This is a genomic window from Pseudomonas sp. TSRC2-2, assembly GCF_049897785.1.
Classification (GTDB): Bacteria; Pseudomonadota; Gammaproteobacteria; order Pseudomonadales; family Pseudomonadaceae; genus Aquipseudomonas.
On the sequence record NZ_JAFCWZ010000006.1, the window covers coordinates 44,772 to 61,074 of the forward strand.

11 protein-coding genes and 6 pseudogenes are annotated in these 16,303 nt (G+C 53.0%); 7 read left to right on the forward strand and 10 right to left on the reverse strand.

All coding sequences use genetic code 11. The annotated features are described in order from the left end of the window. The first annotated feature begins 62 nt into the window (after window positions 1-62). Window positions 63-1,616 (forward strand): annotated as a pseudogene (locus ACP7D9_RS13315) (IS3 family transposase). Here the strand turns inward: ACP7D9_RS13315 and ACP7D9_RS13320 are convergent. The 4 genes and pseudogenes from ACP7D9_RS13320 to ACP7D9_RS13335 form a co-directional block, all read right to left on the reverse strand. Beyond that, window positions 1,530-1,799: a hypothetical protein gene (locus ACP7D9_RS13320; protein WP_426157939.1), complete on the reverse strand. Its 270-nt coding sequence runs from the start codon at window positions 1,797-1,799 to the stop codon at window positions 1,530-1,532. The pseudogene ACP7D9_RS13315 and the gene ACP7D9_RS13320 sit on opposite strands and share 87 nt — an antisense overlap. Window positions 1,800-1,815: 16 nt before the next feature. Further along, entirely contained in the window at window positions 1,816-2,994 is a 1,179-nt protein-coding gene (gene ltrA / locus ACP7D9_RS13325; protein WP_426157941.1) for a group II intron reverse transcriptase/maturase, read from the reverse strand. A gap of 804 nt (window positions 2,995-3,798) precedes the next feature. Further along, window positions 3,799-3,984: pseudogene (locus tag ACP7D9_RS13330) on the reverse strand (group II intron reverse transcriptase/maturase); the annotation flags it as partial. A 495-nt stretch (window positions 3,985-4,479) separates the two neighbouring features. Further along, on the reverse strand, window positions 4,480-5,697 hold the full coding sequence (locus ACP7D9_RS13335) for a xanthine dehydrogenase family protein molybdopterin-binding subunit (protein WP_426157943.1): 1,218 nt from the start codon (window positions 5,695-5,697) through the stop codon (window positions 4,480-4,482). Between ACP7D9_RS13335 and ACP7D9_RS13340 the strand changes: the two are divergent. From ACP7D9_RS13340 to ACP7D9_RS13355, 4 genes and pseudogenes are all read left to right on the forward strand, one after another. Further along, window positions 5,659-5,853: pseudogene (locus tag ACP7D9_RS13340) on the forward strand (restriction endonuclease); the annotation flags it as partial. The gene ACP7D9_RS13335 and the pseudogene ACP7D9_RS13340 overlap by 39 nt on opposite strands. Before the next feature lie 263 nt (window positions 5,854-6,116). Then, complete coding sequence (locus ACP7D9_RS13345) at window positions 6,117-6,383, forward strand: hypothetical protein (protein ID WP_256557791.1); 267 nt, start codon at window positions 6,117-6,119, stop codon at window positions 6,381-6,383. Window positions 6,384-7,171: 788 nt separating this feature from the next. After that, the gene (locus ACP7D9_RS13350) at window positions 7,172-7,390 is read left to right on the forward strand and encodes a DUF6555 family protein (RefSeq protein ID WP_083263080.1); all 219 of its coding nucleotides are present in this window, start codon (window positions 7,172-7,174) and stop codon (window positions 7,388-7,390) included. A 219-nt stretch (window positions 7,391-7,609) separates the two neighbouring features. Continuing rightward, entirely contained in the window at window positions 7,610-10,117 is a 2,508-nt protein-coding gene (locus ACP7D9_RS13355; RefSeq protein ID WP_426157945.1) for a PAS domain-containing protein, read from the forward strand. A gap of 438 nt (window positions 10,118-10,555) precedes the next feature. On the opposite strand, the pseudogene ACP7D9_RS13360 reads toward ACP7D9_RS13355, so the two are convergent. From ACP7D9_RS13360 to ACP7D9_RS13375, 4 genes and pseudogenes are all read right to left on the reverse strand, one after another. After that, window positions 10,556-11,410: pseudogene (locus ACP7D9_RS13360) on the reverse strand (SDR family oxidoreductase). 119 nt (window positions 11,411-11,529) lie between these two features. Then, window positions 11,530-12,680, reverse strand: a pseudogene (locus ACP7D9_RS13365) (zinc-dependent alcohol dehydrogenase). Window positions 12,681-13,000: 320 nt separating this feature from the next. Next, on the reverse strand, window positions 13,001-13,255 hold the full coding sequence (locus ACP7D9_RS13370) for a DUF1652 domain-containing protein (RefSeq protein ID WP_083263078.1): 255 nt from the start codon (window positions 13,253-13,255) through the stop codon (window positions 13,001-13,003). A 60-nt stretch (window positions 13,256-13,315) separates the two neighbouring features. Then, complete coding sequence (locus ACP7D9_RS13375; RefSeq protein WP_426157948.1) at window positions 13,316-14,341, reverse strand: chemotaxis protein CheB; 1,026 nt, start codon at window positions 14,339-14,341, stop codon at window positions 13,316-13,318. Window positions 14,342-14,533: 192 nt separating this feature from the next. Here ACP7D9_RS13375 and ACP7D9_RS13380 point away from each other — a divergent pair, with 192 nt between their 5' ends. Continuing rightward, window positions 14,534-14,782 (forward strand): hypothetical protein, encoded by a 249-nt coding sequence (locus ACP7D9_RS13380; RefSeq protein ID WP_069557634.1) that lies wholly within the window; start codon window positions 14,534-14,536, stop codon window positions 14,780-14,782. A 190-nt stretch (window positions 14,783-14,972) separates the two neighbouring features. Here ACP7D9_RS13380 and ACP7D9_RS13385 read toward each other — a convergent pair whose 3' ends face one another. Continuing rightward, the gene (locus tag ACP7D9_RS13385; RefSeq protein ID WP_256557789.1) at window positions 14,973-15,149 is read right to left on the reverse strand and encodes a cytochrome d ubiquinol oxidase subunit II; all 177 of its coding nucleotides are present in this window, start codon (window positions 15,147-15,149) and stop codon (window positions 14,973-14,975) included. Window positions 15,150-15,280: 131 nt separating this feature from the next. Here ACP7D9_RS13385 and ACP7D9_RS13390 point away from each other — a divergent pair, with 131 nt between their 5' ends. Next, window positions 15,281-15,691, forward strand: a complete 411-nt coding sequence (locus tag ACP7D9_RS13390; RefSeq protein ID WP_426157950.1) for a VOC family protein — start codon at window positions 15,281-15,283, stop codon at window positions 15,689-15,691. Between the two features lie 252 nt (window positions 15,692-15,943). Here ACP7D9_RS13390 and ACP7D9_RS13395 read toward each other — a convergent pair. Beyond that, window positions 15,944-16,234: pseudogene (locus ACP7D9_RS13395) on the reverse strand (hypothetical protein). Window positions 16,235-16,303: the final 69 nt, after the last annotated feature.

Here is a 16,303-nt window from a genome sequence, read left to right on the forward strand (position 1 = left end):
TCAGGGTAGTTGTCGTGTCCCCCGCTTTTTAAAAGCATTCCGGGGGCGGCAAGAATATGGTCATGCCTTTCTATTCAGAAGAACGTAAAGCTGCGCTGCTGAAAATGATGCTTCCGCCCCTGAGCCTTTCGGCGGCGGAGGTCGCGCGCCGTGAAGGTTGCAGCGATATGTCTCTCCATTATTGGCGCAAGCAAGCTGCTGCCAGAGGTACGCCATTGTCCGAAGCCAAGCAACCTGTCGACAATTGGTCGGCCGAATCCAAGCTGGCTGTCATTATCGAGGCTTCAGCCCTATCGGAGCTGGAGTTGGGCGAGTATTGCCGACGCAAGGGGATATTTCCCGAGCAGATTACTGATTGGCGCAACGCCTTTATTGCCAGCAGTAGTCAGCACACAAAGGTCAAAAATGTAGTCGTCGGCCAGTCGAAGAATGATAAAAATCGAATCCGCGAGCTTGAGCGTGAGTTGCGTCGCAAGGATGCGGCGTTGGCCGAAACCGCGGCTTTGCTGGTGCTGCGAAAAAAGCTCAATGCCTACTGGGGGAGCGACGACGAGGACAGCTGACCTTGTTGCCAGAACGGTATCTACTCGTCGGTTGGCTCAATGAAGCCATCGCAGCGGGCGCCCGCAGGGCGCCTGCTTGTTTGGAAGTCGGCATTTCGCTACGAACGCTGCAGCGCTGGAGTGTGGCGCAGGAAATTCTGGCAGATGGACGTACTACAACGGTCAGGCCAACGCCGAAAAATGCTTTGAGCGAGCTGGAGCGACAGAACATCGTGACGCTGTGCAATAGCAAGGCCTACGCCCATCTGCCGCCAAGTCAGATCGTGCCACAGCTGGCTGACGAGGGCTGTTACATGGCCTCCAGAGGCCACTTTTTATCGGGTATTACATGCCGCAGGTCAGCAGCAACATCGCTCACGGGCCAAACGACCGCATCGTCATGAAGCGCCTACCACCTATGCGGCCACAGCCGCCAACCAGGTGTGGTTGTGGGATATTACGTACTTGCCGTCGCCGGTTCGAGGGAAGTTTTACTACCTGTACCTGATCGAGGATATCTACAGCCGCAAGGCTGTCGGCTGGGAGGTTTACAAAGCTGAGAGCGGTGAAAAAGCAGCAGCGTTACTGCAACGAAGCGTGACTCAAGAGCAGTGTTGGCGCCAACCACTGGTGCTTCACTCAGATAACGGCGCTCCTATGAAGTCAGTGACGCTGCTGACCAAGATGTACGACCTGGGCATCACGCCTTCACGTGGGCGACCGCGTGTCAGCAATGACAACCCGTACTCCGAATCGCTGTTCAGGACGTTGAAGTACTGCCCGAAGTGGCCGCAGGATGGGTTTGGCAGCCTGGAGGACGCGCGTATCTGGGTCAGAAACTTTATGGTCTGGTATAACACCGTGCATCGTCATAGCAAAATCCGCTTCGTGACACCGGCTCAACGTCACGAGGGGAAAGACCGGGAGATCCTGGCCCGGCGCGATATGATTTACGGGCAGGCCCGGGAAAAAAAACCGGAACGATGGTCAGGTGAGACACGTAACTGGAACCCGATCGGGACGGTGTACCTGAACCCCGAGAGGGAGCTGAAAGTGGTCGTAAAGGTCGCTTAGCACGACGGTGGACGCGACAACTACCTTGAAAAACGCCGGACTGCGCTCCCCCTTAGTCCCATCTTCATCTTTTTCAGTTGCAGAAAACACCCAGTTGCGGGTGCCCTGGGACTTGAAATATTTCTTCTTGACCCAGCGCTCTCCCTTGTTCGGATACCGTCTTAATGCCCATTGCCACAGCATTGACCAGACTATTGAATCAACTCGATTGAAAGGTTGCCTTAGCGACTACGTGACAGTGATAATTGACCCATCCCCGTAATATGGGATTAAGCAGTCTTATCAAATTTGCCTGTTTAGACGTCTTGTTGGCCTTGATGACTTCCCGGATTTTTCCTAAGTGCCCTTTGACATTTGCTTTCGACGGCTTAATCAGTAGCCTGCCGTTGTACTTGCGGAAGTTCCATCCGAGAAAGTCAAACCCCTCCCCGATATGCGTTATTTTGGTTTTTTCAGGCGACAGGTCGAGCCCACGTTCCGCCAAAAATTCCACCACGACGGGCTTCACCTCCAGCTCCAGCCATTCCTTCGAGCTGCCGGTAATAATGAAGTCGTCCGCATACCGTACCATGTTCATTTTCAAGCCTTTTCCTTTTCGTTTCACTGTCGGGAACTTCTCCGCCAGTCTCCTTTCGAGGCCATCCAATGTCATGTTCATTGCCACCGGTGAAATGAGTCCTCCTTGCGGAGTTCCGGCATCGGTAGGGAAGAGCTCGTTCTGATAAACGTATCCCGCCTTGAGCCACTTCCTAAAAACCACCATATCCGTAGGGATGTTGGCGGCCATCCAGTCGTGACTGATCTCGTCAAAACAGCCTCTAATATCGGCTTCCAGCACCCACTGCGCACTCGCGGTTTGCGCCAGAACAGTAAAACATTGCTCTCCAGCGTCAGCGGTTGAGCGTTTTGGCCTGAATCCATAGGAATTCAGGTCTGCAGTGGTTTCCGCGATAGGCTCCAGAGCTAGCAGATGTAATGCTTGCATGGCGCGGCACTTCATCACGGGTATGCCGAGAGGCCTCGTCTTTTTGCTGTTTTTCTTCGGAATCATTACCCTCCGAAGCGGAAGAGTCGAATAATCCCGCCTCTTCAATGACGCGATCGCATTGGTCTTTGCCGCCGGTGTTTTCCAAGTGACCTTGTCAACTCCGGGGGTGTTCTTGCCTTTGTTTTCAGACACCCGTTTAACGGCTAGTGCTTTGCCGCAAAATGAGTGGGTCAACAGCCACTGCAAGGCTTTCGCCTTATTGTGTCTGCCGGCCTGTACAGCCTTCACCATACGGGTCTGCAGCCGCCTTACCTGACGCTGGACTTCGAGCCAATTGATGCCGTCCCAGGCCACGCCGGAGGGTGCACAAGCTCGAGATGCAGCCTTCATTTGCTTTCCTTCCGCTAAGGTGGTTCTACAGATTCTCTGGTGAAGAAAGACCATAAGGAAGTGGGCCCGCTTTCGCGTGGGATGATGTTTCAACCCCTATCCGCCCCGCTACAGGGCGGCATTCGCTTTGTCCTCATTCCTGTTTCCGCACCGCCATAAGTAGACCTTACGGTCCGCTGTCCCACATGGGAGCGATACGGAGTTTCCACGTTCCGCCTGCTGAAGTGTGTCGGGTTAGGTGCCCGCTATTGACCGGAAGGTATATGGGTCACGAAGGCGCAGGAAAAAGGCGCTCTTCCCACCTCCATTGCCGTTTGGCTCAAGCGTGTTAGCCATTTCCGCTTGTTAGAATTCACGATCTTTAACGCGGGTTCAAATGTTTTCACCATACCAACTACCTAGCACTCATCCAGTTTATGGCTACCAGAAAGGTACGCATCTCACGATTGGTACCCCACGCCTTCCGGCGCTTCGTTGCATTGTCCGGGCCGCTCTTGATTCAGGCCCGTAGGTTCACCCGGTGACACGGACGGTTCCCTCCACTTAAGTGGGAACAACTTCTGCAAGCGACTTCGTGTCGCACTTTTCAGAATTCTGCGGGCTCCCCTAAAGGCGCTATCGCCGTACCGGACAAGCCACATCAATCGTTTTGGCGACTACGCCCTGGACCTCGATCGGAAGATCAAACCGATTGATTACAAAATTCAGTTTTAGCTTTTAAATCATAAGCTTAATTGCATTTTGGCGAATTTGGCGCGAATCCCGGCCAACCCTCGTCATGCCATCGGCACCTGGCGCGCCCTAGTTGCTGACTACGCGGTGATAGGCACGCTTGAGGTTGGCGGGTGCAAGCACCCGCTCCATCAGCGTGTCCGGCTCCGCGTTCGTCCACGTCACAGACGCCGTCGATACCTGTGCGCTGTCAGCCGTCATCCTCGGATTCAGTCCGGGATTCGGAGTAACAGTCTTCTCTGGGAGAAATTTCTGCATTTCGGTATTCGACGAGACTCTGACGCCTACTGGCGCGGCCCTTGGTGGCAGAGTTACTTGCCACTTACCACGGCCTCGGCTGACTTCTGCACGCTCATCCCGTCGCCTCGCGGCGCTCGGTAGCACACTGGCAAACGTGCAGATCTCCAAGGGTAATTCGCGCGGCCTTCCTGCTTATGCCTGTCGGATATACGTCGTAGCGTTCCGTGCAAGTATTGGGCTTTGATGATTATGGCCATCTCACCCCGCTACGCAGCCTCATCCGCTTCCTGTTCGTCAGGCCAGCATTTTGCCTAAGGCTTCCTTCAGATTCGCAGTCGCCCGCGACACCCTTGCCTTCGGCTAACACTTCCCCTTGCCGGGTGTGTAGAGGACTTCCACCTCCAAGTCATCCAACTCATCACCATAATGAGCTGAACAGCGCCAGTCACGGCGCTACGCGTCATGCCTGGCGCACCATGAAAAAGCCCGATGAAATCACCGGGCTTTACTGGTTTACACCTTGCTTAGTGCCGCCTTCACATCATCCGGCGTCATGTGCAATTTGCGTAAACGTACACCTACCGCGTTGTAAATGGCATTGGCAATGGCTGGGGCCACCGGCGTTACGGCAGGCTCACCCAAGCCGGACGGTGCTGCCTTGCTGGATATAAACTCGATTTTGATCTCTGGTGGCGTCTGCAACATACGCAGCGGCGTATAGGTATCAAAGTTGGAGTCTTTGAATTTACCTTTCACCAACTCGCTGCCTTCAAACAACGCCATCGATAGCCCCCATAGTGCCGCGCCCTGACACTGGGCTTCGGCCCCATCGGGATCGACGATAATACCGGCATCCACGACGATATAGAGCTTCTGTACATCGACCAGGCCAGTGACTTTATCGACATGCACCTGCACGGCACAGGCAACCCAGGTGGGCATCTCCCTTTCCTGGCCAAAGATCGAGGCAATACCCAACCCTGTATCTGTCGGCTGCTGCGTCCCCCAGCCAATCATGGCAGCGGCCTTTTTCAACACGGCAGCCTGACGGGAAGCACCACCAATGGCTATCGGACCACTGCCGGCATTGCGACCTTCGGCAGTCAACAAATCCAGGCGAAATACCAGCGGATCCTTGCCGACTTGGTGGGCCGCTTCGTCCATAAAGCTTTCCACAGCCCAGCCGGTCCAGCCGGCGCTTACCGAGCGCAGCCAGCCAGGACGGAACGAAGCGTTGGCCAGGTCGTTGGATACCGCGCGAACCCTCTGTGCGCCCACCGTGTACCAGTGATCGGCACCGGCGATGGCGAAGGGGTCGAACGGTTGGCCATTGATACCTTTGGGCATAAAGACCGGGACCATCACTTGCGTGGGCCAGCCCGCCGTCGCGTGGTGTTCCGTGGCAATCACGCGCTTGTCCGCATCGAACGCCATCTTCAACTGCTGCACCGATGCGGAACGCGGGCTATCGAACTGCATATCCTGTGAACGGCTCATGACCATTTTTACCGGTTTGCCACCCAGCGCCTTCGACGCCAGCGCCGCCGGAATGGTGTAGTCACCGTTAAGGCGACGGCCGAAACCACCACCCAGCATGTAGGCGCGGATAGTGACCTGTTCTTCTTTCACACCCAGCGCGGTGGCCAGCACCGGCGTGATCAGGGACTGCCATTGGCAACCGGAATGGATCTCCCTATTCTCGTCGAGCGGCTGGGATCCCAGCTGGAGCATTTCAATCCCAACCAGTTCATCACCATGTACCTAGTGGATGCCATGGATGGATTTCAGTTTGAAGCCTTCCTGGTTGAGATCTTCCAGACCAATGGATACGACGTTAAGGAGACCAAGAAGACGGCTGACCAAGGTGCAGATCTTTTCGTTACCCGGTCACGAGAGCACCAATTGCATGAAAAATGTGAGACCTTTGAGATTTTGGCTCGCTGCATGACGCTTAGGAAAAGTCGCCCTTTTGACCCGGCATACCTCGGCCCGTAGCGAGTAAATCAACAATGAGTGGCAACCTTCGGCTTGTAACAAATACGGATCCGTTGACCTAGGCACCGAAACGAATCGTTCTGAGTGTGGCTTTTCAGCATAGGGCCTGGACTCTGGCGTTGATCAAAGATGCCGATTCGTTCTCAGACTGAGGAATGACAAATGAAGCTAAATTTGGAAGGCCTACCGCCAATCTAAGGGAGGTGATTGTCATCGAAGACGATGCGACTTTGCGCTCGTTGATGAAAGATATCGTGGTGGAGCTGGGCGCAAGCGCAGTGGTGTTTGAAACGGCGGACGAGGCGTTAACCTATCTGTTGCAGGCACATGGTCAGTGTAGACTTGTGATTGCAGATCATAGGGTGCTAGGGCAAATTCAAGGTACTGAATTTTATCGAGATGATCAAAGGAAGGTGGCCTAGTATTTCTGCCATTCTGACATCAGGATATCTGATAGACCCGGCGACGATACCGGCAACGGCCATCTATCTACATAAGCCTTGGTCGATGGAAGATCTGATAGGCGCTATCGCATTTATGTTGCACCCCGTTTGACTATTCCCAGGCCTTGAATGTGGTTAGCTGCTTCTGGTCGGTTTCGTCTGTAAGACGGAGCCACCGGAAATCCATCGATTAGTTGATCGCACCATTATTTGTACTGAGCATCTGCCCAGATCCCGCGACACACGTTCCCTCAGCTTGCCGCCAGACCTGCAGCGCCGGTATTCAACGCGCCTGAAAGACTACCACCTATAATCGTAGCGCATATTTTACCGCAGCTTAGCGACACGATACGTCGACAGCTAGTCGGACGCGGCATGGCTTCGGCCCACGCGTCACCCTTACTCCGTCTCAAGTCGCTTTTTGGTGACGATCCGCAACGGTAACATAAACGGAACTTGGCCTGATACGTTCGCCGTCCTAGCTCAGCACCTGAACGCCCCCGAAAAAGAGCTCGTGACGACTTTTGCTTACACCTACTCGTCCGCTATGCGCACCTCTTAGCTTCTCACCCCACCATCCAGAGAAGAGCGCATGAGATTTAAAAATAAGGTCAGATAGAAAAAATAGTGGCCAAATGCCCTGATAGCCGCAACGGAGAAAATGGTCTAAAACGGTGATGGGACGATTTTTTGGATCACCGCTTGATACTAAGCTCGACCCGTATCATTTAGACCTAATTATCTGCGTCTGGGGAACACGGAAGCTTATGACCAGTAACTTTCATATTGACTACAAGCTCCATGGGAAACCCAAGTCTTTCATCATCCGCAGCAAAACGATGCAGAATGCAGACGCTTGGCATTGGGCAAGCTGCGATGCGGGCATCACCCCGATACCAAAGCCAGGAAAGGCGCCGTTGAAAATGATATCCAAGCCTCTGGCCGAGAGATACGGCATAACTGATGTGAGCTGGCGGGCGAGCTAAGCTTCCAGTCTGGCTACTCAAGAGCGCAGATTACAGATTCCGGCAGCGACGGGCTCCTCTCCCAAGCCAGACTACACGCTCCATCTTTGTTCGCTGCAACCTGAGCTGCGAAAACAAAATGTCACGTAGTAAACATGGCGGCAACCGCTTTACCTGCCCACTTCCGGCCCAAAACCTACAGCTTGTCCGTCGCTGCATTTAGAATGGGTAGAACTCACTTTGACCTTTTTCGACAACAAGGGACTGATCAACGTGAATCCAGAACATGAACGGCAATTTTTGATCGGAGGCGGCAAAAGTGGTGAGCTTATCCGCCGTCACGATTGGTCTGCTACCTCGATAGGCATTCCAGAACGTTGGCCTAGTGCGCTTCGTAACGCCCTCGGACTCATGCTCAGCTCTTGCGATAGCATGTATCTTGTCTGGGGGCCTAAGCTGTTATTTTTTTGTAATGATGCGTATCGTGCTGCTCAGGAAATGCGGTTACAGGATCCCGTAGGAACACCATTCCCCGTTTCAATGGAGAATGTATGGAGCTCGGTTCAGGACTCAATGGCGGAAGCGCTTGCGGGCCGCGCTAACCGAATGACAGATACTCCCAGCATCACAGTCAGGGGTGGCGCAGAGATAACCACTTGGTGGAGCTATTCGTTCTCACCTATCCGGGACGACGCCGGATCCATCAAAGGCGTCCTCTGTTTTGCCAAAGACACCACTGATCACGTTAGAGCCACTCTTGCTCTTATGGATAGTGAGCAAAGGCTTGATGCACTGATCAGATCGTCCTCTGAGGTGCGCTTCTCTATTAGCGCCGATTGGAGCCAACTGCATCAGCTGACCGGTGGCGATTTCATTCCCAATACCGACGACACGAACTCTAAATGGCTCGAGAAATATATTCCGGCCGATGCGCGGGATGCCGTGCGCACAGAATACGAACGCGCGATTCAAACCCGAACGACCTACCATATAGAGCATCCGGTCAATCAAGTAGACGGAACGGTCGGCTGGGCGCATGTGCGTGCCGTGCCGTTGATCGATCAGCACGGCGCCATCACCGGATGGTTGGGCGCGGCCTCCAATATTACTGACCGTAAACGTGCAGAAGCGGCGCTACTAGAAAGTGAAGCACAGCTTCGAATTCTCAATTCTAACTTAGAAAATATAATTACCGAAAGGACAGCAAAGCTACGTTTGTTCAGAGACGTCATTGAAGCTAACGCGGTTCCAACTTGCGTATTTGATACTAATTTCCGCCAGGTTGCGTTTAACCGTGCGCATCTCGACGTATTTGAACGGTTACATGGAGTGCGACCCAAGGATGGAGAGGTTTTACCGGATATGATGTCCCCGGTACAAGGAGCCAGCCTCCATGCGCATATGGCCCGTGCTTTGAACGGAGAGACTTTTCGCGTGATTGCTGAATTTGGCGAAAAAGGGATTAACCAACGTAGCTTCGACTTTTCTTATACACCCCTCTTGGATTCAACAGGAAGGGTGATCGGCGCATTTTATTTTGCGCACGACGTAACTGACGAGATCAAATCCAGGGTTGAGCTTGAAGCTGTTCAATCAGCCCTGCGGCAAGCGCAAAAGCTCGAAGCCGTGGGACAACTTACTGGCGGCGTGGCCCACGACTTCAATAATCTTCTCACGGTAATAAAATCCTGCAGTGACTTGCTTAAGCGTCCCACAATTTCTGAAGATAAGCGCCAACGGTACGCCGATGCTATTTCCAGTACGGTCGACCGCGCCTCAAGACTTACCGGACAGCTTCTGGCATTCGCAAGGCGACAAACATTGAAACCGGAGGTGTTCGCCGCAGGTGAAAGCATCCAAGGTTTAGGAGACATGCTCGAAACTCTATCAGGCAGTACGATCGCGATCGTGATGGAAATATCAGAAAAACCATGTTTCATTTTTGCAGATGCTAATCAGTTTGATACTGCGCTTGTGAATTTAGTACTTAACGCTCGTGATGCGATGGGCGGATTAGGTAAAATTTGTATTCGCGTAGAATCCGTCGACCATATTCCCGCAGACGGACGACAGCCGGTTTTAACTGGTCACTATGTTGTTGTATCAGTCACCGATACCGGTAGCGGGATCTCTTCAGATATTTTGGAGACTATATTTGAGCCTTTTTTTACCACAAAAGAGCAAGGAAAAGGCACTGGCTTGGGCTTATCTCAAGTCTTTGGGTTCGCCAAGCAGTCAGGGGGGGAAATTTTGGTGGAAAGTCAGGTTGGCGAAGGTACTACTTTCAGGCTTTTTCTTCCACGCGTGGACGCGCAAACAGATGTGCAGTTAGACAGAACTTCTGAACCCGCAAGCCTGAACGCAAACCATGGAACGTGCATCCTCCTGGTTGAGGACAATCCCGACGTAGGTGCATTTTGCCTCAATATTCTTTCAGAACTTGGCTTCCGGCCCGTCTTGGCATCGAATGCTGAGACGGCTTTAGAGCAATTGGCCGGCTGTGAGAATCGCTTCGCGATTGTACTGACTGATGTCGTCATGCCAGGGATGAATGGGATAGATTTAGCCAAGGCGATTCGAAAATTTTATCCGCTTTTACCTGTCGTACTTACGTCTGGCTACAGCGATATTCTTGCCCAAGAGGGGAGCTTTGGATTTGAGGTTTTGCGAAAACCTTATTCAATAGATGAGCTTTCATCCGTTCTAGTTAGTGCGCTGCGCCACGTCACTAACCAATACAAAGAATAAATTAGTCATTTTTCACGACCGGCTTCCGACGCCGATTGTAGGTCAGTATTTACCTACATCCTCAAGACGGAGTCACGCCATCTCCTTTGTATGAGTAGTATTATGCGTCTTCGTCCCGGTGGCACGCCCAACGGGACTTACCCGAATGATTATTGAAAAATGATGCTGAAAATGTAGGCGCTGAAGTTCAATCATCGCCCTCATTGTTTTGTTTCGGTGTTTCATTATCTGTTTCCGGTTCCTTCGATGGACGAGTCGGCGGTATTGAGTGGACGTCTTATGGGTATGGCAGTGCCGTCGCTGTAGCGGGTTTTGCGAGCCAGCAGTCATCAGTACAGCACTAGAGGCCTTGGAACGGAATGCGTTCTATGCTAACTGCCCCCGCTGAAAATGCTAATCGGCGCATGCAATCAAGTCTCACAGGCCCCTCGCTGAAGCTCACAAAATGGGTTTGCCACCGGTTACCCCGTAGCGTTCGCCTGAGATATAACTGCCCTCATCTGACGCAAGCAGGACATAGATCGCCGCGACCTCGACAGGTTGCCCTAGACGACCTAGAGGGGTTGTTGATCCGAAATTTTACACCGACTCTTCGGACATTGTGGACACAATCATGGGTGTCCAAACTGGCCCGGGGGGACGCTATTAACACGAATACCACGCTTGCCAAGCATCTGGGCAAGACTAGCGGTGAAGTGCGCGATGGCGCCTTTTGTGATGGCATACGCCAACAGGCTGGGACTTGGTGCGTCGGAATTGACGGAACTGGCGATGATGATGGAACTGCTGGCTGCGATGTTGGGTAGCGCGGCGTTGCAGATGCGAAACATCGCCGTGACATTGACGTCGAACGTCTTTAACCATTCTTCGTCAGGTATCTCTTCCAACGTTTCATGAGTCATCTGAAATGCTGCATTGTTAACCAAGATATCGATGCGCCCGAACTCCGTCACGGTGCCGTTCACGACCCCGGCACAATTCGTAAGGGTCGCCAGTTCTCCCGGCATAGAATGCATTGACGTCCAGCGTCTTCTACCCTGCGTGCGGTTTCCTTTGCATCCTCGTGTTCATCCAGATAGGCAATAGCAACGTCAGCCCCTTCACGCGCAAAGGCGTGGCGACTGCGCGCCCAATACCGCTATCACCACCGGTAATCAACGCGATTTTATTGCCAAGTCGGCCTGATCCTCGATAGCTATTCTCTCCGCAATCGGGGTACGGTTCCATTCTGCTTTGGTCACCGGGAATAGGTTGTTGCTGAGGTTTGAAGGGTGGCACGGGATAACTGTTCATTGAAATCCTCCTGCCATCGTTTGACCGAGCCAACGCCATGAATGAGCAGCCTGCCATTCATTGAATGCACTTCAACATCGCATCAATTGGTTATCGAAAAATCTGATCCTGAGTTCTTGTTATGAAGACGCAGACGGTTCGAGCTTGACTTTGATCCAGCCCGATTGGTGTTTATCGAATGATTTGAAGGCGGAAATCGCATCCGTCAGCGGTTCGGTCTGGGTGAGGATTTTTGCAGGATCAACTCGTCCTGCGAGCGTCATCTCGATGAGCTTGGGGATGTATTTTCGGTGATGACAATTGCCCATATTGATGCGGACGTTTTTGTTCATCGCAGCGCCGATTGGGAAAACGTCAAACCCGGCAGGATATACCCCGATAATCGATATCGTACCCGCCTTGGCCACAGCTTCTACGGCCCATTGCAGCGCTTGGGAGGGCTCATCGCCAGGCTGCCACTGCGCAGTCTCGTGCACCTCGCCATGGTGAGCATGATTGGCATCAATACCGACCGCATCAATAACCCGATCGACGCCGATGTCGGCGGTCAGACGAGCGATGGTTTTGACCGGGTCTTCCTTTTCAAAATTGATGCATTCGGCACCAAGCTCCTGTGCACGAGCGAGTCGGTCGTCAAAGCAATCAACGGCGAACACCCTGCCGGCGCCCATCAGCTTGGCGCTGACAATTGCAAAAAGCCCCACCGGGCCGCAACCGAATACAGCAACGGTATCGCCATCTTTGATCCCAGCCATTTCAGCGCCAAACCAAGCTGTCGGAAAAATGTCCGACATTGCAATCGCCTGGTCATCGGTGATCTCATCTGGGAGCTTGATCAAACCTATATGGGCGAAAGGAATGCGGGCTTTCTCTGCTTGGAGGTCATCGAACGGGCCAGTGTTTTTAGGGACGCCAAAAAAGGAGGTACCTGCTGTTTTGCCATTGGGATTCGCAATATCACATTGGGCAAAATATCCAGCACGACAATACGAGCAGTTACCGCAGGCGATGGTCGAAGGGATCAAGACCCTGTCACCTATTTTTAGATTGCGCACGTCTGCCCCAAGCGTTTCGACGATACCTACGCCTTCGTGGCAAGGATGGTGCCTGTTTGCATGTCCGGAGCACTTCCCCGGATAAAATGCAGATCCGTTCCGCAAATTGCCGACGCGGTAATTTTTACGATGGCATCCGTGGGTGACTGGATTGTTGGCTCTGGGACTTCATCCAGCCTGATGTCCCCCACGCCATGGAATACGACAGCTTTCATCTTCTCACCTCGTCATATCTATGAAGTACGTAGGAAGGTGGAGAAAAAATCTGTGCGCAAGGTTTCATTGAGAGTCAAATTTACGGACAGACGGAGGAAGGGTATTAATGCAGACAACTGAATCGCGGTACTGAGTCAGCCCAATACCCAAACCAGTCAGACACCAATCCTTCCGTCACTTGAGCAAACATCATGTCTCGGCTCAGTCCTCGCTGCCGGGCGGCGCTTATGATCGCAGGAGGCTTGTTCGATGAGCGATGGCCATGACTGCCATCATATGAGTTCGCTCTGTTGAGAACTATATGTAAATATTTGTCTATTTATCGGTTCGCAGATCTATCGAAATTTGTTTGGCGAGCCACCATTTCACTCCGAAGTTCGCCGATCAAATTTGCTATCGCACGACTTGAAGAAAGTCTTGTCACTGAGATTCCCGTGGCCAATAACTCTACGCGACCCGAAGAAGCCTCAAAAACTCTCACCATAAGCGAGCCGTCCGAATTCAAGGTGCAGGTGCAAGAGAGCGGCAGGAACCCACACTCAATTATATGGCGGAGTTCAAGTGTGGATATCATCAGGTTTTTCGTCCTTGGAAGTAAGCCATTTATGGATGTTTTGCGGTCTGCGGCTTGACGTCACTTCGCATCGTCGTGACCGAAGAAAGTTGGATCAAGCACCAACGCGCGTAGTGGCTGCAGACGCTTCTCGGCTGCATCAGCTTGTTTGAGGCAATCGGCGGCATCGTGAGATGCGCCGACGACGGTCGCCTGGTCGGACATCTGACGCAGTAGCAAAATCCTCTCTTCCACGGCTCTCAAGGTATCCCAAAGTCCGATATCAATGGCGGCATTGACTTCACAAATGAGCGACTTCATAGAAAAAGCATGTCCCGTGTGGCAGCGAAATCTAACGATGGAACCCTCTTCGATTTGCACCAGCACGCCATGACAATCCGGACAGGTGAATTGAGACACTTTACCGAGCCCCATTACGCCTGCTTCGAGACCGTTGCCTTTCAAGGAAATGGTATTTTCGATCTCGTGAGGTGTTTGCCCATTATGAGGCAAACGGTCAGCGCGACTTCCGACCGTTTCAGCGATCTGCTGAGCGATGGTCGCAATCGAACCTATCAGATCGATCTGGACGTGTTGGATTGCGCTCTCAGGCATGGAGCTGAGCATGGCTTGCGACGGATCCTGAACGAAGGTCATACCGCCTCGATCTTTTACGGCCCAAAGACCCGCAGTGCCGTCATCTAGAGCACCTGACAAGATAATGCCCATGACCCTGGCGCCGTAACTGGCCGCCGCTGAGCGGAACAATACGTCGACCGCAGGCCGGACGCGACACTCCTTTGGCCCGCGCGTCAGTCGTATGCCTTCATGCATCAGCATTAGGTGACGATCAGCAACGGCGACATAGACGGTACCCGGCTGGATGCGCTCGCCGTCTCGCGCTGCAACCACTCGCATGCTGGTCGATCTGGAAAGAATTTTGTGAAGCACGCTGGGCTCGTATGCAGGGATATGCAGTACCACGAGAAACGCAGCGGGCACATGAGAAGGCAAATTTTCAAACAGCGAAATGAGTGCCTGCACGCCTCCTGCCGAGGCACCAATGACCACGACGTTTCGTACGTCAACATCCAGCCCATCCGTCACGTCTACCTCCATAGTCTCGCATTCACTGTAGACGCTTTTCTCGCAGAGCGGGCGACCCCCTCTGTTTGGCTGCTCATATGACAAGAGCTTTAAAGCTAGAGCAGGCCAATGATGGCTAGATGCCTCGATAGCGAAAACGGTTGGAAGTGCCTACAACTGTGCGTCCTATTTCCCTGCGTAATCGGAGGCGTCGTGTCCCATCTGATGGATTTGCCCTTAGTTCACAACTACCGAGGGAGAAATTTTATTGTGAAATTCGGTTGGCAAAAACCTAACGATCAGATCCCAGCAGCGGCCCGAGTGGTTATTGAAGGTGACATCAAGGGTCTGGGAGAAATTGCTTTTGAATTGGCAGGGCCTTGGGACGATTACCAACAGGCTGCGTCTGAAGCAATTAGGGCCGCCGAAGACTGGCTTGATCAGCACCAACGGGGAGCCTGATTCCCGGAAGACAACCGGTACAGCAGCTAATCGGGGACGATCAGGCCTCAAGCAACCTCAGTCGCGCCGCTGAGAATTTCGGCCTGCTATTCATTTGACGCAGCCGGGGCGATGAGAGCTTGGTTCAGCCCGACTTTTGACAATCGACGGATTCGTGAACACGATTTCTTCGCGACTCAGAACAAAGTAGTCAGTCGCCAGCGGGATGAACCTTTCCACTAAAGACGCTAAAGCCATAGGTGTTGTACAAAAGAGTCACCGGTATCAAAACCGCGAATCCGACCAACATGAAAACTTGACTGCTCGGACTGGAAGCGGCGGCTTGCAGGGTCAACTGCGGTGGAACGATTAGTGGAAACAACGCCATCGAGCTATATCAACGGCGCCGAGCTATTCGCCGACGGGGGCGCATCCCAGGTCTAGTCGGGCACCGAGCAGCCACGTGATGGTAATAACAAACTATGCCAGCCGATCAATCTGCATTTATGGAGTCATCCCATGAGCAATTTCGTTGGTTCGACAATAGATCATATGGGTATCGGTGTTTGTGACATCTCGCATGCTCAAGCCTTCTATGAATCAATGCTTAGACCATTAGGGATTACATTGGTGATGAGCAATAAGCAAGATTCTCAACGTTCGAAGTCTCGCCGACTGGGGTTCGGTTCTGGAACAAAGCCATTTCTCTGGTTGCATGACGCGGCCGTTCCCAGTCACGGGGCGCACGTAGCACTCATTGCGCAGAGCCGTGAGGCGGTCAATGCTTTCCATGCGGCTGGCATAGCTGCTGGCGGACAAGACAATGGAGCGCCGGGCATTAGGCCTCATTACCACGCCAATTATTACGCAGCTTATGTGCTGACACCTGACGGGGTGAATATAGAAGCTGTTTGCCAAGTAACAACTTGATATTGAAATTCACATCAGCTCCATCCGGGAGCTGCTACGACAATTACTCTACGTGCTGTCCCCTGATCCCATTCATCCGGGCCGGGGGAACAGTAGAAAAGATCCAGAAGCGTTTTCGCCAGCTGATGACTCATCTATGGTCTTTTGCCGCGTTGGCTGAGAGCAGCCTGTTGTGGCCGCCGTCCGCTTCAGCCGCCGGTTGCAATCCCTTAAATGAATCCCTCCAACATATCCAAGCTGGAGCTAGCAAGCCTACGCCACGTGCCTCTCAGTAGGCTTGAGGCCGATGGCGACTCGCCTTGCACATCCCACACCCTAAGCCAAAGCGCGGGTCATCGATTCGCCTGGCCGGGAATCGAAGGCCTCTTCATGAAGAGGCATGCCGCTTGCCGCATATACCCCGATGAACATCTGCGTATTTCCCGTGGGCGAAAGCCTCACCTGGACATCGATGAAGGTGCCGTCGTCCAACGTCTCGTCGTGTGTCCGATGGTGAAACGTCGGATCAGCCCATTGCCAGAATACGCCCCCTCGAATTCGCATGCCCAGCCCTCCTACACTTTAGTCATGGATGTTAGAGAACTAACCATAGCGCAGAGACGCGATGGCGCA

What these genes read in the sequence shown, in the direction of transcription:
- ACP7D9_RS13390 (WP_426157950.1), top strand. Translation starts at nt 15,281, where the DNA reads ATGAGCAATTTCGTTGGTTCGACAATAGATCATATGGGTATCGGTGTT.
- ACP7D9_RS13345 (WP_256557791.1), top strand. Translation starts at nt 6,117, where the DNA reads ATGACAAATGAAGCTAAATTTGGAAGGCCTACCGCCAATCTAAGGGAG.
- ACP7D9_RS13335 (WP_426157943.1), bottom strand. Translation starts at nt 5,697, where the DNA reads ATGCTCCAGCTGGGATCCCAGCCGCTCGACGAGAATAGGGAGATCCAT.
- ltrA (WP_426157941.1), bottom strand. Translation starts at nt 2,994, where the DNA reads ATGAAGGCTGCATCTCGAGCTTGTGCACCCTCCGGCGTGGCCTGGGAC.
- ACP7D9_RS13370 (WP_083263078.1), bottom strand. Translation starts at nt 13,255, where the DNA reads ATGATATCCACACTTGAACTCCGCCATATAATTGAGTGTGGGTTCCTG.
- ACP7D9_RS13385 (WP_256557789.1), bottom strand. Translation starts at nt 15,149, where the DNA reads ATGGCGTTGTTTCCACTAATCGTTCCACCGCAGTTGACCCTGCAAGCC.
- ACP7D9_RS13320 (WP_426157939.1), bottom strand. Translation starts at nt 1,799, where the DNA reads ATGCTGTGGCAATGGGCATTAAGACGGTATCCGAACAAGGGAGAGCGC.
- ACP7D9_RS13350 (WP_083263080.1), top strand. Translation starts at nt 7,172, where the DNA reads ATGACCAGTAACTTTCATATTGACTACAAGCTCCATGGGAAACCCAAG.